The sequence below is a fragment of the Nocardia sp. NPDC057227 genome (assembly GCF_042669725.1).
GTDB classification, from domain to species: domain Bacteria; phylum Actinomycetota; class Actinomycetes; order Mycobacteriales; family Mycobacteriaceae; genus Nocardia; species Nocardia asteroides_A.
Window position 1 is genome coordinate 41996 of record NZ_JBHUXA010000030.1, and the last position, 18081, is coordinate 60076.

The window sequence follows — 18081 nt, forward strand, 5'->3', positions numbered from 1 at the left end:
GATGGCGTGAGTTTCGAATGGTCGCAGCTGCTCGGCCGGATCGTCGACTGGCTGCGGGCCGGCTACCCGGACGGCGTGCCCGAGCAGGACCGGGTGCCGCTGCTCGCGCTGCTCGGCCGCCGCCTGAGCGACGACGAGGTGGAGCAGGTGGTCGCCGGGCTGGTCGCGCAGGGCACGCTGCCCGCCGACCGGGTCGAGGCGGGCGTCGCCATCACCCGGCTCACCCAGGAACTGCCGCGGGAATCCGACCTCGCCCGGGTCAGGGAGCGGTTGAACGCGGTGGACTGGCCGGTCGAGGGCACCTGGCGGCCGCCGGTGCTGCCCGGCGGCCCCTCCGAGCACAACGCCAGGGTCGGCTACCACGACGACCTGCGCGGCCTGGCCGAACTGCTGCACGGCCTGTGCCTGCGGGCGGGCGCGGTCGTCGCGGAGGCCACCACCGCGCTGGTGGAGGCCGAGCTGAGCAGCGCCGAGACCGCCATCGACCTCGCCGCCGAAGCGGGTGCGGTGCGCGCGGAGATCGAGCGCGAGGCCGCCAGGCTGCTTGCCCTGCAGTCCCCGGTCGCGGGCGAGCTGCGGCAGGTGGTCACCGCCCTCCAGCTCGGCACCCACCTGCGCCGGATGGCCGCGCTCGCCGCGCACATCGCGGCCGCGGCCAGGCGCAGGCACCCGGAGCACGTCGTCCCCGAACCGGTGCGCCCGCTGGTCGCCCGCATGGGGGCGGCCGCCGCGGCCATCGCCGCCACCGCCGCCGAGGTGCTGGAATCCGGGGACGCCGAGGTCGCGGCCGGGCTCGCCGACCAGGACGACACCATGGACGACCTGCACGAGGAGCTGCTCGCCACGGTGCTCGGCCCGCTCTGGGACCACGGCGTCGCCGCCGCCGTCGACCTCACGCTGATCGGCCGGTACTACGAGCGCTTCGCCGACAACGCCGTCGAGGTCGGCAGGCGCACCGTCTTCATGGTGACCGGGGTCCCGGTCGGCTCGCGCCCGGACGAAACCCGGCGCTGAAACCGGGAATACCGCGCTGACCGGCGCTGTTGCACCGGTCAGCGAGTTCGGCCCTTGACCGGGCAGCGCCGCCGGACGTACTCTGGCCGCGTCTTCTCCCCGCGGATGTAGCACTGCTCCCGCATCGAGATTCCGAGAATCCCTCTCGCCCCCGCGCAGCTTCCGTGTTCTGCGCACGTCTGCGGCCGCATGCCCGGACGTCTCCGAAACCCATACTCTTGCAAGGACATTCCCATGACCATCGAAGAACGTGCCGTCACCGGCATCCTCGACATCACCGGCGGTACCGCCACCCTGCGGGTGCGCGGCTACCTCCCGGACGACGGCGACCTCTACCTCGCACCCCGCCTGCTGCGGGAAAACGGCCTGCGCCGCGGCGATTTCGTCACCGGCGTGGCGGGCCCCGGCGCCCGCGGCAAACGCGACCCGCTGCTGCGGGTGACGGCCGTCAACGGCCTCGACCCGGCGCGGGCGAAGGCGCGGCCCGCCTTCGCGGAGCTCACGCCGCTGCACCCGGACCAGCGGCTGCGGCTGGAGACCGAGCCGCACGAACTCACCGGCCGCGTCGTCGACCTGGCCATGCCGATCGGCAAGGGCCAGCGCGCGCTGATCGTCGCCCCGCCCAAGGCGGGCAAGACCTCGGTGCTGCGCGCCGTCGCGCACGGCATCGCCAAGAACCACCCCGAGTGCGAACTGGTGCTCGTCCTGGTCGGCGAGCGGCCGGAGGAGGTCACCGACTTCACCCGCTCGGTGCCGGGCGATATCGCCGCCGCCACCTTCGACTGCACCCCGGCCGAGCAGGTCGGCATGGCGGAGCTGGCGATCGAGCGGGCCAAGCGGCTGGTCGAGGCGGGCCGCGACGTCGTCGTGCTGCTCGACTCGCTCACCCGGCTGGCCCGCGCCTACAACCTGGCCGCACCCGCCTCCGGGCGGATCCTCTCCGGCGGCGTCGACTCCGCCGCCCTGCTGCCGCCGAAACGCTTCCTCGGCGCCGCCCGCAATATCGAGAACGGCGGATCGCTCACCATCGTCGCCACCACCCTGGTCGACACCGGCTCGCTGGCCGACACGGTGATCTTCGAGGAGTGCAAGAGCACCGGCAACGCCGAACTCGTGCTCGACCGCGCCGCCGCCGAGCGGCGCACCTTCCCCGCCGTCGACCTGCCGCGCTCCGGCACCCGCAGGGAGGAGCTGCTCCTCACCTCCGGCGAGCTCGCCGCCGACGCGCTGCTGCGTCGCACGCTCGCCGCGGCCGCGGGCGGCAAACCGCTGGAGCTGCTGCTGACCGGGCTGCGCCAGGTGGGTACCAATGCCGAGTTCCTCGCCGGGGTCACCGCCGCGCAGCGCTGAGCGCCTTCAGCTGGCGGTGCCCGCCCGCAGGTCGGTGAGGCTGTGCACCCAGGTGCGCGGGCCGATCCCGGCGATCATCCAGCGCACCCGGATCCCCGCGGGGCCGGAGCCGGTGCGCCTGGTCACCCGGCGCTCGAAGTACTCGCCGGGCGCGCGCCCCTCCGAGACGAAGCTCGTGTAGGGGTCGCCCGGATCGCTCGGCCCGAGCTGGACGTCGCCGACCGGCTCGACGGCGATCATCGCCGCGCGGGAATGGGTGGCGTTGGTGAAGCGAAGTACGCCGTCGGTTGGACTGGTCACAGTCCACGGTTCCACGAGATTCTCCCCTGTCGAAGACGCGTCAACCAATGTTGTTACGCTCTCAATCGTGACCCTCCGATGGCGCGTTACGTCAATGTATCGCGCCGGAGAACGGCGTACGGGCGGCGTCGGGACCATGAACGGCAGGGAAATGCCAGGTGGCCGCGGGTCCGCCCACTGCGGGGCGGTGCGGCCGGGGCGCCGGTCAGGTGACCGGGCTCACTCGCCTCGGGTGGAGGCGAGGGCCGAGCGGTCACCGCGGGTACGCTGGGGGGCGCCCCGGCCGTCCGGCCCCTGCCGGCGCGGGTGGAACGGAACGGTCGGTCGTGTCGAGGCGCTCGGCCCGGTCCGCGGTTGTTTCGCCCCGGCAGGGGGTCTGGTGTCGATGAGGATGTAGCCGCTCGCCGCGTGGGTAAACGTGGCCGGGTTCGGAGGACGTATCGCGGGTAGTGCCGTGCGGAAACCGGTGTGACACAAGGGGCAGGTGGGATCCATGACGACGACGATCGAGGCCGATAGCGTGGACAAGGAGAACCTGCCGGAGCGGGCCTTCGGCCGTCCGGCCGATTGGCACCCCGGCTCCTTCTGGTGGGATGCGGGCACCGTCCTGGTCACCCACGAGGTGCTGCCTGGCCGCTGGGAGACGCGGAAGCGGCTGGTGGTGCCCGCAGGCGACGGCAGGCTCGCGTTCCGGGTGTCGTCGTGGTCGCCCGAGGTCGAGCAGCTGGTTCGCGATCCGCGGGTCATCGTCCAGTCCGGCGACTGGCGCGGGGCGCGGGCGCTCGGCTCGCGGGAACAGCAGGGCGAGGCGCTGATCTTCGGCGAGGGCTCGGTGCTGAACACCGTGCGCGAGGGGATCCGGATCAAGTACGGCGTGCGCGGCTCCCTGGCCAGGTGGGGGCACCGGATGGCCCGCGGCTCCGCGCCCTTCGCCGATCTGGCGGTGGTGGTCTCGGTGCACGAGAGCGACTTCCCGATCATTCACTGACCTCCGCATTGTTTCCGGTCGGAAACACAGGGGGGCCGCGCGGATCGCCCCCCGATCGAAACCTTCGTTTCCCGGACAGCGGCCATCGCGGGCGGCAGGGCGGTGAACCCCCGATGATCTGCGGTTGTCTCGACGGGCGGCCGCGCGTGCGCTCCATACTCGACCCGGCCGCGCCGCCGGGTGCGGTCGAAGAGCGACGTGAGGGAGCCAAGTGAGCGATCCGAACGAACGTGATGTCGCCGCCGCCCTGCGGGCAGCGTCCCCCATTCTGCTGGGATCGGGGCCGGTGGCGGCCCCCGCTGTCGAGCCGCCGAACCCGGACGAGACCTGGGAGCTGCCCAGCGGCATGGCCTGGGTCTACTACGGCGACCGCGGCCACGGGGGGCTGACCCGTCCGGTGATCCTGGCCGACGGCTTCAACAGCGGGCCGAGCACGCTGAAGTTCAGCTACTCCGGCTTGGAGCAGAACGGCAGGTACCCGCTGATCTCCGAGCTGCGCAAGCGGGGCCGGGACGTGATCCTGCTCGGCTTCACCGAGCGCAGCGCCTCCATCCTGGACAACAGCCACGCCGCGCGGGCCGCGATCATGCGGGCCATCGCCCAGCGCGCGGGCGGGGAACCGCTGGTGGTCGGCGGGTTCAGCATGGGCGGGCTGGTCACCAGGCACGCGCTGGCCGCGCTGGAGACGCAGGGGATCGACCACCAGACGGCGACCTACTTCTCCTACGACAGCCCGCACCGGGGCGCCAACATCCCGATCTCGCTGCAGAGCTTCGCGCACTACATCCGGGATCTGGACAGCCGGTTCTCGGACCAGATGAACAGCCCGGCGGCGCAGCAGCTGCTGTGGCGGCACATCGCGGACTGGTCGGACAAGCCGGTGATGAGCGAGCTGCGCGTGCAGTTCCTCGAGGAGCTGCGCCGGGTCGGCGACTGGCCGCGCAGGCCCCGGTTGCTCGGGCTCGCCAACGGCCCGGGCAACGGCGTCGGCAACGGCATCGGCGCCGGGCGGACCGCGGTGCGCGGCAAGGGCATCGGGATCTTCGGCACCGACCTGCGCACCACGCCGACCGGCGGCGACGACCTCGCCGCGCTGCTGCGCGTGGTCACCGTGCAGAAGAACGAGGTGCACACCCCCGACCTGCCGGATATCGACGGCGCGCCGGGCGGCACCCTGGCCGGGTTCGGGATCCTCGCCGATGGACTGAACAAGATCTTCGGCCTCGGCGTGGAGAACCCGATCCCGGAGCACTGCTTCGTCCCGGCGGTGAGCGCGGTCGACGTGCGGAACCTGGACACGCACGCGGAGCTCTACACCCCGATCGACGAGCTGGTTCCGGAGGAGAGCGCCTTCGACGACTTCGTGCTCGCCTCGTCCAGCGAGCCGCACACGCAGATCACCGAGGAGCTGTGCGGCTGGTTGCTCGACCGGATCTGACCGCGATACCGGCCACCCGTCGCAGCCTGCGGCGGGTGGCCGTTCGCAAGAATCTTGTTCTCGTTCTCCGGATCGACGTACTTGCGGAGTGGTAATTTGATTCTTCCGCAGGTTCGCTCGACTCGAAGGCGGCCCCCATGGTCACCGAACCCGTCTACTGGGACCCGTTCGACCGCGACATCGCGCGCGATCCGTACCCGGTCTACGCACGGCTGCGTGCCGAGGCACCGCTGTACTACAACGCCACCCACGACTTCTGGGCGGTGAGCCGCTACGACGACGTGGACCGGGCGCTGCTGGACTGGCGGACCTTCTCCTCCTCGCGCGGCCCGATCCTGGAGATCATCAAGGCGGGCATCGAGATTCCGCCGGGCACCCTGCTCATGGAGGACCCGCCCGCGCACGACATCCACCGCGGGCTGCTGGCCAGGGTCTTCACCCCGCGCCGGATCCTCTCGCTGGAGCCGCAGATCCGGGAGATGTGCGTGCGCGCGCTCGACCGGCTCGCCGGGCTGGACCGGTTCGACCTCATGGCCGCCTACGCGAACGAGGTGCCGATGCGGGTGATCGGGATGCTGCTCGGCATCCCGGAGGCGGACCAGCAGGCGGTCAGGGACCGGGCCGACGCCAACCTGCGCACCGAGCCGGGGCAGCGCATGCAGGTCTCCGAGCGGGCGATCCCGAACGCCGACCACTTCGCCGAGTACATCGATTGGCGCGCCGAGCACCCGTCGGACGACCTGATGACCGAGCTGCTGCAGGCCGAGTTCGTCGACACCGCCGGTGTCACCCGCACGCTGACCAGGCAGGAGATCCTGACCTACATCTCGGTGGTGGCGGGCGCGGGCAACGAGACGACGGCAAGGCTGCTCGGCTGGCTCGGCTCACTGCTGGCCAGGTACCCGGAGCAGCGCGCCGCGCTCGCCGCCGATCCGCGGCTCATCCCGAACGCCATCGAGGAGACGCTGCGCTTCGAGCCGACCGGGCACGCCATCGCCCGCTACGTCACCGCCGACGTCGAGCTGCACGGGCAGGTCGTGCCAGCGGGCAGCGCCATGATGATCCTGGTCGCCTCGGCCAACCGGGACGCCGAGCGCTGGGACGAGCCGGACCGCTTCGACATCCATCGGAAGATCAGCAACCTGCGCACCTTCGGCCTCGGCACGCACTTCTGCCTCGGCGCCTCGCTGGCCAGGCTGGAGGCGAGGGTGGCGCTGGAGGAGTTGCTGGCGCGCTTCCCGAGCTGGGACGTGGAGTGGGACGGGCTCGAGCTCTCGCCCACCTCCACCGTGCGCGGCTGGGAGCGGCTGCCACTGCTCGTCGGGTAGCGGTCAGACCCGGCCGAACCGCTCGCCCCAGGCGTGCAGCCGGTCGCGCAGCTCCGCGGGCTCGACCACCGCGAAGTCGGCGTCCAGCGAGCCGAGGCCCATGATCGGCCACTCCAGCGAGTCGGCGGTCATCCGCACCAGGCAGCTGCCCGGGTCGATCTCCTCGGCGGTGCACCAGCGGCCGATCCTGGCCCTGACCTGCTCGGCCGAGGTCTGCACGATCGCTTCGATCCGGTACGGCCGCGGCACGTTCTCGACGGCGGCGCGGACGAAGGCGGCGGCGTCGGCGGCGGGCAGCTCGCGCGGGCGGAAGCGGGAGCCGTCGCCGCGCGGCTCGGTGAGCCGGTCCACCCGGAAGCTGCGCCAGTCGTGCCGGTGCAGGTCGTAGGCGACCAGGTACCAGCGCCTGCCCAGCGAGACGAGGCGGTGCGGCTCGGTGTGCCGGTCGGCGCTGCGGCCGTCGGCGGCGGTGTAGCCGAAGCGCAGCCGCTCGGTGTCGCGGCAGGCGGCGGCCAGGGCGGTGAGCACGGTGGGGTCCGGGCCGGCCGCCGCCGCGTCGAAGGTCGCCGGGACGGTCATGGCGCGCAGCGCGTCGACCCGCTTGCGCAGCCGCGGCGGGAGCACCTGGATCACCTTCGCCAGCGCCCGGATCGACGGCTCGGCGACGCCGGCCACGCCGCCGTGCGCGGCCGTCTGCAATCCGATGACCAGGGCGACCGCCTCCTCGTCGTCGATCATGAGCGGCGGAAGCGCGGCGCCGGGCGCGAGCTGGTAGCCGCCGTCGACGCCGCGGTTCGCCTGCACCGGGTAGCCGAGTTCGCGCAGCCGCTCGACGTCACGGCGCAGGGTGCGCGGCGAGACGCCGAGCCGGTCGGCCAGCTCGGTGCCCGGCCAGTACCGGTGCGTCTGCAGAAGCGACAGCAGCCGCAGGGTTCGGGTGCTGGTATTGGCCATGTTCTCGATTCTGCGCGGAATTGCGGCCGGAAAGTGGCCGCAATGGGTTCTACCGTAGTTCTCGAAGCCGGAACCACTCGACCGAAAGGCCCGACATGACCACCTCCACCGCCGCCCCCGCCGTCCTCGACGCCGAGCGCAGGGACCTGCTCGCCATGCTCGGCAAGGCCCGCTTCTTCCTGCGCTTCACCGTGCAGAACCTCACCGACGAGCAGGCACGTGAGCGTCCGACCGCCAGCGAGCTCACCCTCGGCGGGCTGATCAAGCACGTCGCCGCCACCGAGCGCGGCTGGGCCGACTTCATCGTCGACCCGTCCTCGATGAAGAACATGGACGCCATGACCGAGGCCGACTTCGCCCAGCGCGACACCGACTTCCGCCTGCTCCCGGACGAGACCCTGGCCGACGTGCTGGCGACCTACCAGCAGATCGCCGATCGCACCGACGCCCTCGTCGCCACCGCCGACCTGAGCGCCGAGCTCCCCCTCCCCGCCGCCCCCTGGTTCCAGGAGTCCACCTGGTCCGCGCGCCGCGTGCTCATGCACATCGTCGCCGAGACCAACCAGCACTCCGGGCACGCCGACATCATCCGGGAGTCGCTGGACGGTCAGAAGACCATGGGCTGAGCCCGCTACCCGGCCCGGTCGAGTTCGGCGAGGTGGGTGGCGACCGGGCCCGCGGTGAGGAGACCGCCCGCGGCGCCCGCTATTTCGGTGGCGGCGGGGGTGAGGGCGGCGTGCGCCCGGATGATGGTGGCGGGGTCGGAGGAGAGCAGGGCGGCTCGGGCCACGGCGCACCAGAGGGCTTCGGCGTGCGGGTCGGGCGGGGGAGGGGGCAGGGTGCGCAGGGCGGTGCGGGCGGCTCGGTGGTCGCCGGATTCGGCGAGCAGGAGGGGGTGCAGCCAGGGTTGGGCGGGGCCGTGGTCGGTGTCGTCGATGGGGCGGTCGTGCTGGAGGTGCAGGGCGGCAAGGGCGAGGGGGAGCAGGCCTGCGGTGAGGCCGGGCATGCCGGAGCCGGGGAGCGGCTCGGCGGCTCGGTGGTAGGCGGCGCGGGCTCGGTCGAAGGGCTCGGTGCGGGCGGTGCGCAGGGCGCGGTACCAGGTGGTGAAGACGGTGACCAGGGGGATGTCGTGCCTGGTGGCCAGGGCGTCGACGGCGGTGGCGTGCCGGTCGGCGGTGTCGAGATCGTCCAGGGCGCAGGCCGATTGCAGGCGGACGAGGTGGCCGAGGACGGCGGGGCGGACCAGGCCGTTGCGGTCGGCGAGCGCGAGCAGTTCGGTGCCGAGTTCGGCGCGTTCGGGGGCGCGGCCGGTGCGGGTGAAGCTCTGCATGTAGCGGCCGTTCAGGGCGTGTGCGAGCAGGGCGGCGTCGCCGAGTTCGCGGGCCAGCCGCTCGGCTTCCCGTGCCGCGTGCGCGGCGCGCGGGGTGGCGTCGGCGCCGCGGGACTCCACCGCGATGGTGGCGAGCAGGCGGCAGCGGAGGGCGGGGGCCGCGGGGAGCGCGGCGAGGGTGCGTTCGGCGGCCCGGACGAGCGCCCTCGCCCGGGGCGGGTCGTCGGCGCGGGGCCAGAGCGCGGGGACGTCGTAGGCGCCGATCACCCGGGCGGTGAGCTCGGGGTCGCCGAGCTCCTCGGCGGCGGCCACGGCGTCGGAGCGGTGCCGCTGGGCGGCTTCGAGGCCGTGGCCGCCGGTGACGGCGAGGTCGCGCAGCAGGCCGACGGTGGAGGTGAGGCGGGTGCGGTCGGAGACGGTGCCCGCGTAGGCGGCGGTGGCATCGGCCCAGACGCGGGCCGCGCCGTCGGCCGGGTCGAGGTGCTCGGCCTGGTTCAGCATCTCCCGTTCCAGACGGGCGAGGCGCGGGCCGGGGTCGATGCCGAGCCGGTCGCGCAGGACGGCGCGGGCGCGGCGCACGGTGCCGAGCGCGTCGGCCTGCCTGCCGGAGCGGTACAGGGCGAGCGCCAGGAGCCGCCAGCCCTCCTCGCGCCACGGGTGCTCCAGGACGTGGGCATCCAGTTCGGCCGCGGCGGAGTCGGTCTCGCCGAGCGCGATCCGCGCCTCGGCCAGGCGCTCGATCGCGTGCAGCCGGAGTTCGGTGAGCCTGGTGCGCGGGGCGACGGCCCACGGCGCCTGCCCTGCCTCGGCGTAGGCGGGGCCCCGCCACCAGCCGAGCGCCTCGGTGAGGGTGCCGGCGACGCGGGCGGGCGGTGCGTCGCCGAGCGTGTCGACGACGTCGGCGAAGCGCCAGGCGTCTACGGCGGCGTCGGGCAATCGCAGGGCGTAACCGGGGCCATCGGTGACGAGCAGCCGCGGCGGCGTGCGTGGCACCCGGTCCGGCTCGAGTGCCCGCCGCAGCGCCGCGACGAAGGTGCGCACGGTGCCGACGGCGTCGGCGGGCGGCTCGGGCCAGAGCGACTCGATCAGTACCGGAACCGGCACCACCCGGCGCTGGGCGACGACGAGCCGGGCCAGCAGGGCGCGCTGCCGCGGGCCACCCAGCGCCACCGGCGCGCCGGGACCGGACTGCGCGCGCACCGCACCGAGCACGCCGATCTCCATCACCGCACCCTAGCGGCGCTCATCGGTTGCTCATTCGCGCCCCGCAGGCTGGTCCCATGACCTTCTCCGGATTCACCACGCACGACATCGAGGTCGCCGACGGTGTGCGCCTCTCCGCCGCCGTCGGCGGCGCGGGCAGCCCGATCGTGCTGCTGCACGGCTTCCCGCAGACCCGGCTCATGTGGCGGCACGTCGCCGCCGAGCTGGCCGCCGAGCACACCGTGATCTGCCCCGACCTGCGCGGCTACGGCGCCAGCGACAAGCCGCGCACCGGCTACGCCAAGCGCACCATGGCCGCGGACATCGTCGCGCTGGCGAAACAGCTCGGGCACCCGCGCTTCGCGCTGGCCGGCCACGACCGCGGCGCCATCGTCGCCTTCCGCGCCGGGCTGGACCACCCGGCCGCCGTCACCCACCTCGCCTGCCTGGACGTGCTGCCCACGCTCGACATGTGGGACGCGTTGCACGGCACCGCGGGCGCGGTCGGCTTCCACCTGTCCCTGATGGCGCAGCCGGAGGGGCTCCCGGAGGCGATGATCGCGGCGAGCGCCGACGCCTTCTTCGGCCACTTCCTCGATGCCTGGACCCTGCGCCCGGAGGCACTGCCCGCCGAGGTCAGGGCCGAGTACCTGGCCGCGAGCCGCGCCGCCGTCCCCTCGATCGTCGCCGACTACCGCGCCTCGGCCACCGTCGACGTCGAGCACGACCGCGCCGACCTGGCCGCGGGCCGCACGCTCGCCATGCCGGTCACCGTGCTGCAGCAGGACTGGGGCGCCCGGCTCGGCTACGACGCCGCCGCGCTCTGGCGCGCCTGGGCGCCGGATCTGCAGCACCGCACCGTCTCCTGCGGGCATTTCATCGCCGAGGAGGAGCCCGCGCTGGTCGCCGCCGAGCTCAGGGCGCTGCTGCGCCGCGACGCGGATCAGCGGGTGGGGAGCGCGGCCGGGTAGTCGCGCAGCTCGATCTCCTCGGCGGCGGAACTCGCGTACTTCGTCATGAGCCCGAATACCGGGGAGCGGAGGAACCCGTTGCGCAGCCGGATGCCGGTCGCGGTGCGCGGGGCGAGGAAGCGCCCGGCATTGCTGTTCCCCGCGATCTTCGCGTACTTCTTCATCAGCGCGTCGTAGCGGGGGAAGGCGACGGCGTGGTCGCCGTCGGCGACGGCCAGCTCGCCGGCGAGCACGGCGGCGCCGACGACGGCGAGGCCGGTGCCGAAGCCGCCGAGGGTGTTGCCGTACCCGGCGTCGCCGACCATCGCCACCCGGCCCCGGCTGAAGGTGGGCATCCGGACCCGGGCGATGGCGTCCAGGTGGAAGTCGTCGAAGCCGGGCAGCTCGGCCAGCATGCGCGGCACCTCCCAGCCGAGCCCGGCGAAGGCGTCGGCGACCAGCCGCCGCTGCGCCGCGGGTTCGGCCCTGTGGTCCGGCGCGGGCCCGGCGAAGAGGTACAGCTGCTCGGCCTTCGGGCCGCCGCTCACCGCGAGCCTGCCCGGCGCGTTGTGGCCGGTGGCGCGCATCCGCTCCGGGGCGCCGGTGCCGCCGGTCCACGGGCTCGCCCCGGCGACGGCGTAGCAGTAGCCGCGGTGCTCGACGTACTCCGCCTCCGGGCCGAAGGCGAGCGCGCGCACCCGGGAGTGGATGCCGTCGGCGCCGAGGACCAGGTCGAAGCGCTCGGCGGGGGCGCGCTCGAACTCCACCTGCACCCCGGCGGCGGTCTCGGTGAGCGCGGAGACGGCATCGCCGAAGCGGTAGTCGCAGCGATCGGCGGTGCGCCGGTACAGGATCCGCGACAGGTCACCGCGCAGGATCTCGACGTCGCCGCCGGTGAACTCGCCCGGCATGGTCGCCAGCTCGCGGCCGGTGCCGTCGACGAAGACGGTGTCGGTGGTGCCGGTCCGCGCCCGCGTGATCTCGTCCCACACGCCCATCCGCTCCAGCACGGTGCGGTGCGTGCGGCCCTTGAAGTCGACGGCCTGGCCGCCGGAGCGCAGCGCGGGCGCCCGCTCGACGACGGTGACCAGGAAGCCGAAGCGGTCCAGCCAGTAGGCGAGCGCGGGCCCGGCGATGCCCGCACCCGAAATGAGGACGGTGGTGGTGCGCATGGTGGTCTCCAATCTGCGTCCAATGGATACTGTATCCGTCGGACACGGATCAGCGTATGGTAGACACAGTTATCCGTCAACAAGGGAGCGCGCATGCCGGCACCGACCGCCCTTGAACTGCTCTGGGGCGTCGAGCGCCGCCCCACGCGCGGCCCGAAACCCGCACTGACACCGGAGCTGATCGTGGCCGAGGCGATCGCGCTCGCCGACGCCGACGGCCTGGCCACGCTCTCCATGCAGCGGCTGGCCGAGCGGCTCGGCTTCACCAAGATGTCGCTGTACCGGTACGTCCCCGGCAAGGCCGAGCTGGTCGCGCTCATGCTGGACGCCGGGATCGGCGCGCCACCCGAGCTGCCCGCCGACGACTGGCGGGCCGCGCTGCGCCGCTGGTGCGAGACGCTCTACGAGCGGTTCCGGGCGCATCCGTGGGCGCTGGAGGTGTCGGTCGGGTCGCGGCCGGTCGGGCCGAACGAGATGGCCTGGATGGAGGCGGCGCTCACCGCGCTGCCCGGCACCGGGCTGACCACCGCCGAGCGCCTGGACAGCATCGTCCTGCTCACCGGGCACGCGCGCAGCCTGGGGCAGCAGACCGTCGGCGTCGACCCCGACCGGTTCGAGCGCGACCTCGCCGAGCAGTTCACCGCCATGCTGCCGACGGTGGCCGAGCGCTACCCGGCCACCGTCGCCGCGTTCGCCGAGGAGGGCGCGGCCGCGGGCGGAGACGGCGCGCTCGCCTTCGGGATCGATCGGATCCTGGACGGGCTCGCGGTCCTGGTGGAGCGGCGCGGCCACTGACGCGGATGCCGCCGCACCGCTACCGCACGGGATGACGGGCAATAGTGCGGCAAACCTCGATCCGCGGTCGTCCGGCATCACCTGTCACCCCCACGGTCTACGGTGGAATGAATGAGTCCCACACATCCCGGCCCCGAGATCGGTGACCTGCCGGTCAAGTACGTGGTCGCGCCGATGCAGTGGCAGCACCCCTGGCATCGCTGGTACGACCTCGACGGCCACTGCCCGCACGGCCGCACCCACCGCCAGCTCGACACCCTGCTCCGCGCCGTCGCCTGCGAGAACCGCCGCCGCACGCTGCGCGACGCGGACACCGAGGAGCAGCGCCGCGACGCCGCCTACCTGCGCCGGGCGCAGGCCAAGCTCAACTGAGCGCGCTCCGGTTCCGGTCGATCTCCGCGTGGTGCTCGGCCGCCCAGCCGACCAGCGCCGAGACGATGCCGAGCAGGTCGTGGCCGAGCGGGGTCAGCTCGTAGACGACCCGGGGCGGCACCTCCGGGTGCGAGGTCCTGGTGAGCAGCCCGTCCTCGCGCAGCCGCCGCAGCGTGCGGGTCAGCATGCGCTGCGAGATGCCGGTGACGGCGAAGAGCAGCTCCGAGTGCCTGCGCGGCCCGTCCGCCAGCACCGCGATCACCAGCAGGCTCCAGGTGTCGCCGACCCGCCCGAGCACCTCGCGGATGGCCGCCATCCGCTCGGCCGGGATCCCCGCGCACGGCCCGATCCCCGTGTTCGCCCGCATCCCCGCCCCCTCACGCACAGAAATGTGCCTTTTGTACGGGCTGTCATCATCGCCGATGCTGGCGGGCATGTCGAAAGTGATCGCCGTCCTCGGGGCGGGCAGCGGGCTCGGTACCGCGTTGGCGCGCCGGTTCGGGCGCGCGGGTTTCCGGGTCGCGCTGGTGGCGCGGCGGCCGGAGCCGCTGGCCGCGCTGGCGCGCGAACTGGCCGCGCAGGGGATCGAGGCGGCGCCCTTCCCGGCCGACCTGGCCGACCCCGCCGCGGTGCCGGAGCTGATCGCCGCCATCCGGGCGCGGTTCGGCCGGATCGACGTGATCGAGTACGGGCCGATCGGCGGCGAGCAGAACTTCACGCCCGCCGCCGAACTCGACGCCGCCACGCTCGCCGCGCTGATTCCGCTGCTGCTGCTCACCCCGGTCGAGGTGGTGCGCGCGGTGCTGCCGGAGTGGCGGGCCCGCGGCGACGGCGCCTTCCTGCTCACGCACGGGTACTCCGCCGTCGAGCCGCTGCCGGGGCTGAGCGGGGTCGGGCCGGTGATGGCGGCGGCCCGCAACTGGCTGTACGCGCTGCACGGCGAGCTGGCCGGGGCCGGGATGTACGCGGGGACGCTCGCCGTCGCGGGGTACATCGCGGGCAGCGCGATCGCCGAATCGGCCGCGCCGCCCGCCGAATCCGTGGTCGACCCGGACGATCTCGCCGAGCACTACTGGGCCATGTACACCGAGCGCGACGGGGTCGAGCGGTTCCACCCGGCCGAGCCGGGCCGCCACCCCGACGCCTGATCAGTCCCGGAGCGCGCGATCGCGCAGGGTGGCGAGGGTGCGCGCCAGGATGCGCGAGATGTGCATCTGCGAGACGCCGAGCTCCCCGGCGATCTGGGACTGCGTGCGGTTCTCGAAGAAGCGCAGGTGCAGGATGCGCCGGTCGCGCTCGGAGAGGTCGCGCAGCAGCGGCGCGACGGCGAGCGCGTCGTCGGTGATGTCGTACGCGGGGTCGACATCGCCGAGCGTCTCGGTGACCTGCGCGGCGACCGAGCTCTCCTCGTCGTCCGCGGCGGCGTCCAGCGAGTTGGTGCGGTAGGCATTACCGGCCATCAGCGCCTGGGTGACCTCGAGCAGGTCGACGTTCATCTCGACGGCGATCTCGATGGCGGTCGGCATCCGGCCGTGCTTCTGGCACAGCCGCTCGATCACCGGCCCGAGGGCGAGCTGGGTCTCCTTGACCCGCCGCGGCACCCGGACCGCCCAGGTCCGGTCGCGGAAGTGCCTGCGCACCTCGCCCATGATGGTCGGCACCGCGAAGGCGAGGAACGGGGCGCCGCGGGCGGGGTCGAAGCGGTCGACCGCGAGGATCAGCCCGATCGACGCGCTCTGGTGCAGGTCGTCGTAGGTCTCGCCGCGGCCGGTGAAGCGGCGCGCGATGTGGTCGGCGAGCGGCAGGCAGCGGCGCAGGATCTGCTCGCGCAGCGCCGGGCGGTCCCGGTCGTCCTCGGCCATGGCGGCGAGCTGCTCCAGCAGCGGCTCGATCCCGTCGTAGCTGTCGGTGCCCCGCTGGGTGCGGCGCGCGGCGGAGGCGTCGTGAGCTGCGACGAGTGTCATCGAGATCCTCGCTTTCCGGTTGCCTCCACCCGGCCGGCTCGCGGGTGGAGAGTGGCGACAACCCCTCGGCTACCGCCGGGCCGGGCGGCCAACCGGCCCCCGAACCCGCTTTTCGCTTCGCGGATCGGTCCGCGCGCGATGTTTCGCTCGGCGGATAGGAGTGCGCTGGCAGCTCCGGTCGGTGGCCGGTCGACAAGCGGGGGCCGGGCTGCGGAGAATACCGGGACGCCCGAACGCGGGCGGCGGACACGAGGAGGTGACCGCGGTGGCCGATCGGGTGCCGAGAACACGGTTGGGCCGGGGCGGCAGGCTGGGCAGGCTGGCCGCCGGGCAGGCCGTGCGCGGCGCCGGGGTGCGGCTGGCCATGATCGGCCGCACCGAGGAGGCGCGGCGGGTGCTCGCCGAGCGCTCCGCGCTTGCCTCGGCGCAGCAGCTGGTGACGGTGCTCGGCGGGCTGAAGGGCGCGGCCATGAAGCTGGGCCAGATGCTCTCGGTGCTCGACCTGGAGCTGGTGCCTGAGTCGCACCGCGAGCTCTTCCGGACCAAACTCGCCGAGCTGCGCGACCGGGTGCCCGCGGTGCCCTTCGCCGGCATGCGGGAGGTGCTCGAGGACGAACTGGGGCCGCTCGCCCTGGTCTTCGCCGAGTTCGACGCGGAGCCGATCGCGGCGGCCTCGATCGGCCAGGTCTACCGGGCCAGGCTGCTCGACGGCCGTGCGGTCGCGGTGAAGGTGCAGTACCCGGGGGTCGAGGACGCGATCCGGGCCGATCTGCGCAACCTCAAGGTGTTCTCCGCGCTCTGGCGTTCGGCGCTGCCCAGCGCCGCCGACACCGACGTGCTCGCCGAGGTCGCGCGCAGCATCGGCAACGAGCTCGACTACCCGCGCGAGGCGCGCACCCAGCACCGGGTCGCCACCCGCTACCGCGGCCACCCGTTCGTCTTCGTCCCGGACGCGCTGCTCGAGTACTGCACCGCCCGGGTGCTGGTGACCGAGCTCGTCGACGGCCACTCCTTCGAGCACCTGCGCACGCTGCCCGCCGCGGAGCGGAACCGGTACGGCGAGCTGATCTACCGCTTCTACATCAGCTCGCTCTTCCACGACTTCGAGTTCTGCGGCGACCCGCATCCAGGCAATGTGCTGCTGGCGAAGGACGGCAGGGTGGCCTTCGTCGACTTCGGGCTCTACGACCGGATGGACCCCGTGCACGTCGATTTCGAGCGGTCCTGCCTGCGCGCGGCGGGGGAGCAGCGCGCCGCCGACCTGTACGCGGCCTGGGTCGGGCGCGGCATCATCGACCCGGCGGCCGGGGTCACCGCGGCGGAGTGCCTGGAGTACGTCTGGGCCGCGGCGGGCTGGCACCTGGTGGACGAGCCGATCACCATCACCCCGGAGATCGCCACCGGGGCGGTGATCCTCGCGATCGACCCGCGCGCGGCGGAGTTCCGCGGCATGCGGCACCAGCTGCTGCCGCCGGAGCACGTCTTCTCCCGGCGCGCCGACCTCTTCACCTTCGCGCTGCTCGGCCAGCTCGGCGTCACCGCCAACTGGCACACGCTGGCCAGGGAGTGGCTCTACGACGAACCGCCCGCCACCGAGATCGGCCGCGCGATCGCGCGCTGGCGGGCCGGTCAGGCGGGGCGCTGACCCCGGCCGCCCGCGCAGACCACGAGCGCCGAGCGCAGGTACCACAGCTGGCGCGGGTCCGACGGGTCGAGCCCGGTGATCTCGCCGACCCGGCGCAGCCGGTGGTCGAGGGTGTTCGGGTGGATGTGCATCTGCTCCGCGGTGCGCCGCCTGCTCAGGTCGTTGCCGATGTGGATGCGCAGCGTCGCCAGCAGGTCGGGGTACTCCAGCAGCGGCCGCAGCCGGGTGCCGAGCAGCTCCCGGCCCAGCCCGGGCCTGGTCAGCTGGTACTGCAGCGCCAGGTCGGGGAAGCGGTGCAGCCCGGGGCCGCGGCCGGAGTGCTCGACGATGTCGAGCAGCTCGTGCGCGTCGTGCACCGCGGCGGAGACCCGGTCCGGGCGTGATTCGACCACCGTCGCGGTGAGCGGCACCCGCGCGGCCCGTGCCAGCGCGCGCAGCACCTCGTCCAGCTCGGCGGCGGCGGGGTGGTCGGCGGGGAGCAGCACGGTGCCGCCGTCCACCGAGAGCAGCGAGAGCGCGGCGGTGCCGAAGCGGTCGGCGAGCCCGGACTGCAGCCTGCGCAGCTTGCGTCTGGCTACCACCCGGCCGTCCAGCTGCGGCCTGCTCTCGTCCGGGTGCGGTGGAATGGCAAGGGCGAGCACGGCGTAGCGCTCGGCCAGCCGGATGCCGCTGGCCCGCGCCATGGCCGAGGTCGGGTGGCCGCCGAGCAGCATCGAGGTCAGGGTGTGCGCGGCGGTCCGGTCCTCCAGCGCGGCCGCCTTGCACTCCCGGACGTAGGCCTTGCTGACCGTCGCGGTGATCACGTTCAGCAGCTCCAGGCTGACGAAGGCGCCCGCGACGATGTCCGCGCGCTCGGCCGAACCCCGCCCGCCGAACAGTAGGTCGAGCCCGTACTCGAAGCCGACGTGCACCGCGTGCAGCACCGTCGCGATCGGCACGCCCGCCCGTGCCCAGCCCGCGGCGGCGGTCGCCAGCCGGTCGGTGCGCTCCGGGGAGGGCAGCCCCTCCAGCCGTTGGATGGCCCATTTGAGACACATGCGGACCACGGTGGTGGTCTCCGTGCTCTCCGCGGCCGCGGAGAGCGCTCCGCTCTCCAGCAACCGCGCGGTGACCTTCCTGGCCAGGACCTGCGGATCTCGCTCGAGGGCGGGACGAGCGATGCTCTCGATCGTCACGGGGGTGACCTCCTCGTCGCGGGCCGGTGTGGTGTGGAACACGGTATGGTGTCCGCCGACTCACCTGCTACTCCGCTTTACAGATAACCGTGCGGGACTCCCG

General features: G+C 73.5%; 18 protein-coding genes. 11 read left to right on the forward strand and 7 right to left on the reverse strand.

Going from position 1 to position 18081, the window contains the following annotated elements:
* Positions 1-6 precede the first annotated feature (6 nt).
* Both ACFUJ1_RS29815 and rho read left to right on the forward strand, forming a co-directional pair.
* Positions 7-1014, forward strand: coding sequence for a DUF3349 domain-containing protein (locus ACFUJ1_RS29815; RefSeq protein WP_378650646.1), 1008 nt, complete (start codon positions 7-9; stop codon positions 1012-1014).
* Between the two features lie 234 nt (positions 1015-1248).
* A complete protein-coding gene (rho, locus tag ACFUJ1_RS29820) occupies positions 1249-2364 on the forward strand; it encodes a transcription termination factor Rho (protein WP_378650647.1) in 1116 nt (371 codons plus the stop codon).
* A gap of 6 nt (positions 2365-2370) precedes the next feature.
* Here rho and ACFUJ1_RS29825 read toward each other — a convergent pair whose 3' ends face one another.
* A complete protein-coding gene (locus tag ACFUJ1_RS29825) occupies positions 2371-2664 on the reverse strand; it encodes a hypothetical protein (RefSeq protein ID WP_378650648.1) in 294 nt (97 codons plus the stop codon).
* Positions 2665-3157: 493 nt separating this feature from the next.
* Between ACFUJ1_RS29825 and ACFUJ1_RS29830 the strand changes: the two genes are divergently transcribed.
* From ACFUJ1_RS29830 to ACFUJ1_RS29840, 3 genes are all read left to right on the forward strand, one after another.
* The gene (locus ACFUJ1_RS29830) at positions 3158-3652 is read left to right on the forward strand and encodes a hypothetical protein (RefSeq protein ID WP_378650649.1); all 495 of its coding nucleotides are present in this window, start codon (positions 3158-3160) and stop codon (positions 3650-3652) included.
* Positions 3653-3863: 211 nt separating this feature from the next.
* Positions 3864-5090 carry a hypothetical protein gene (locus tag ACFUJ1_RS29835; protein ID WP_378650650.1) on the forward strand — a complete coding sequence of 409 codons (1227 nt, stop codon included), beginning with the start codon at positions 3864-3866 and terminating at the stop codon, positions 5088-5090.
* A gap of 137 nt (positions 5091-5227) precedes the next feature.
* Complete coding sequence (locus tag ACFUJ1_RS29840) at positions 5228-6418, forward strand: cytochrome P450 (protein WP_378650651.1); 1191 nt, start codon at positions 5228-5230, stop codon at positions 6416-6418.
* Positions 6419-6421: 3 nt separating this feature from the next.
* On the opposite strand, the gene ACFUJ1_RS29845 is transcribed toward ACFUJ1_RS29840, so the two are convergent.
* Positions 6422-7372 carry a helix-turn-helix transcriptional regulator gene (locus ACFUJ1_RS29845; RefSeq protein WP_378650652.1) on the reverse strand — a complete coding sequence of 317 codons (951 nt, stop codon included), beginning with the start codon at positions 7370-7372 and terminating at the stop codon, positions 6422-6424.
* A 95-nt stretch (positions 7373-7467) separates the two neighbouring features.
* Between ACFUJ1_RS29845 and ACFUJ1_RS29850 the strand changes: the two genes are divergently transcribed.
* Entirely contained in the window at positions 7468-7998 is a 531-nt protein-coding gene (locus ACFUJ1_RS29850) for a DinB family protein (protein WP_378650653.1), read from the forward strand.
* A 5-nt stretch (positions 7999-8003) separates the two neighbouring features.
* Here ACFUJ1_RS29850 and ACFUJ1_RS29855 read toward each other — a convergent pair whose 3' ends face one another.
* On the reverse strand, positions 8004-9926 hold the full coding sequence (locus ACFUJ1_RS29855) for a BTAD domain-containing putative transcriptional regulator (RefSeq protein ID WP_378650654.1): 1923 nt from the start codon (positions 9924-9926) through the stop codon (positions 8004-8006).
* 56 nt (positions 9927-9982) lie between these two features.
* On the opposite strand from ACFUJ1_RS29855, the gene ACFUJ1_RS29860 reads away from it, so the two are divergent.
* The gene (locus ACFUJ1_RS29860; RefSeq protein ID WP_378650655.1) at positions 9983-10876 is read left to right on the forward strand and encodes an alpha/beta fold hydrolase; all 894 of its coding nucleotides are present in this window, start codon (positions 9983-9985) and stop codon (positions 10874-10876) included.
* Here ACFUJ1_RS29860 and ACFUJ1_RS29865 read toward each other — a convergent pair.
* Positions 10849-12027 (reverse strand): FAD-dependent monooxygenase, encoded by a 1179-nt coding sequence (locus ACFUJ1_RS29865; protein WP_378650656.1) that lies wholly within the window; start codon positions 12025-12027, stop codon positions 10849-10851. The two genes, ACFUJ1_RS29860 and ACFUJ1_RS29865, sit on opposite strands and share 28 nt — an antisense overlap.
* Before the next feature lie 93 nt (positions 12028-12120).
* Between ACFUJ1_RS29865 and ACFUJ1_RS29870 the strand changes: the two genes are divergently transcribed.
* Complete coding sequence (locus ACFUJ1_RS29870; protein WP_378650657.1) at positions 12121-12822, forward strand: TetR/AcrR family transcriptional regulator; 702 nt, start codon at positions 12121-12123, stop codon at positions 12820-12822.
* Positions 12823-12933: 111 nt separating this feature from the next.
* Positions 12934-13194 (forward strand): hypothetical protein, encoded by a 261-nt coding sequence (locus ACFUJ1_RS29875; RefSeq protein WP_378650658.1) that lies wholly within the window; start codon positions 12934-12936, stop codon positions 13192-13194.
* On the opposite strand, the gene ACFUJ1_RS29880 is transcribed toward ACFUJ1_RS29875, so the two are convergent.
* Positions 13187-13561 carry a winged helix-turn-helix transcriptional regulator gene (locus tag ACFUJ1_RS29880; protein WP_378650659.1) on the reverse strand — a complete coding sequence of 125 codons (375 nt, stop codon included), beginning with the start codon at positions 13559-13561 and terminating at the stop codon, positions 13187-13189. The genes ACFUJ1_RS29875 and ACFUJ1_RS29880 overlap by 8 nt on opposite strands.
* Positions 13562-13628: 67 nt before the next feature.
* Here ACFUJ1_RS29880 and ACFUJ1_RS29885 point away from each other — a divergent pair, with 67 nt between their 5' ends.
* Positions 13629-14342, forward strand: a complete 714-nt coding sequence (locus ACFUJ1_RS29885) for an SDR family NAD(P)-dependent oxidoreductase (RefSeq protein WP_378650660.1) — start codon at positions 13629-13631, stop codon at positions 14340-14342.
* Here the strand turns inward: ACFUJ1_RS29885 and ACFUJ1_RS29890 are convergent, their stop codons facing one another.
* Entirely contained in the window at positions 14343-15158 is an 816-nt protein-coding gene (locus ACFUJ1_RS29890) for a SigB/SigF/SigG family RNA polymerase sigma factor (protein ID WP_378650661.1), read from the reverse strand.
* 265 nt (positions 15159-15423) lie between these two features.
* On the opposite strand from ACFUJ1_RS29890, the gene ACFUJ1_RS29895 reads away from it, so the two are divergent.
* Positions 15424-16803, forward strand: a complete 1380-nt coding sequence (locus ACFUJ1_RS29895) for an ABC1 kinase family protein (RefSeq protein WP_378650662.1) — start codon at positions 15424-15426, stop codon at positions 16801-16803.
* Here the strand turns inward: ACFUJ1_RS29895 and ACFUJ1_RS29900 are convergent.
* Positions 16788-17978 carry a PucR family transcriptional regulator gene (locus tag ACFUJ1_RS29900; RefSeq protein ID WP_378650663.1) on the reverse strand — a complete coding sequence of 397 codons (1191 nt, stop codon included), beginning with the start codon at positions 17976-17978 and terminating at the stop codon, positions 16788-16790. The two genes, ACFUJ1_RS29895 and ACFUJ1_RS29900, sit on opposite strands and share 16 nt — an antisense overlap.
* Positions 17979-18081 lie beyond the last annotated feature (103 nt).

Bases quoted from the DNA above. Each gene is read 5' to 3' on its own strand.
- rho (WP_378650647.1), top strand. From the start codon at position 1,249: ATGACCATCGAAGAACGTGCCGTCACCGGCATCCTCGACATCACCGGC.
- ACFUJ1_RS29830 (WP_378650649.1), top strand. From the start codon at position 3,158: ATGACGACGACGATCGAGGCCGATAGCGTGGACAAGGAGAACCTGCCG.
- ACFUJ1_RS29840 (WP_378650651.1), top strand. From the start codon at position 5,228: ATGGTCACCGAACCCGTCTACTGGGACCCGTTCGACCGCGACATCGCG.
- ACFUJ1_RS29845 (WP_378650652.1), bottom strand. From the start codon at position 7,372: ATGGCCAATACCAGCACCCGAACCCTGCGGCTGCTGTCGCTTCTGCAG.
- ACFUJ1_RS29850 (WP_378650653.1), top strand. From the start codon at position 7,468: ATGACCACCTCCACCGCCGCCCCCGCCGTCCTCGACGCCGAGCGCAGG.
- ACFUJ1_RS29855 (WP_378650654.1), bottom strand. From the start codon at position 9,926: ATGGAGATCGGCGTGCTCGGTGCGGTGCGCGCGCAGTCCGGTCCCGGC.
- ACFUJ1_RS29860 (WP_378650655.1), top strand. From the start codon at position 9,983: ATGACCTTCTCCGGATTCACCACGCACGACATCGAGGTCGCCGACGGT.
- ACFUJ1_RS29865 (WP_378650656.1), bottom strand. From the start codon at position 12,027: ATGCGCACCACCACCGTCCTCATTTCGGGTGCGGGCATCGCCGGGCCC.
- ACFUJ1_RS29870 (WP_378650657.1), top strand. From the start codon at position 12,121: ATGCCGGCACCGACCGCCCTTGAACTGCTCTGGGGCGTCGAGCGCCGC.
- ACFUJ1_RS29875 (WP_378650658.1), top strand. From the start codon at position 12,934: ATGAGTCCCACACATCCCGGCCCCGAGATCGGTGACCTGCCGGTCAAG.
- ACFUJ1_RS29880 (WP_378650659.1), bottom strand. From the start codon at position 13,561: ATGCGGGCGAACACGGGGATCGGGCCGTGCGCGGGGATCCCGGCCGAG.
- ACFUJ1_RS29885 (WP_378650660.1), top strand. From the start codon at position 13,629: ATGTCGAAAGTGATCGCCGTCCTCGGGGCGGGCAGCGGGCTCGGTACC.
- ACFUJ1_RS29890 (WP_378650661.1), bottom strand. From the start codon at position 15,158: ATGACACTCGTCGCAGCTCACGACGCCTCCGCCGCGCGCCGCACCCAG.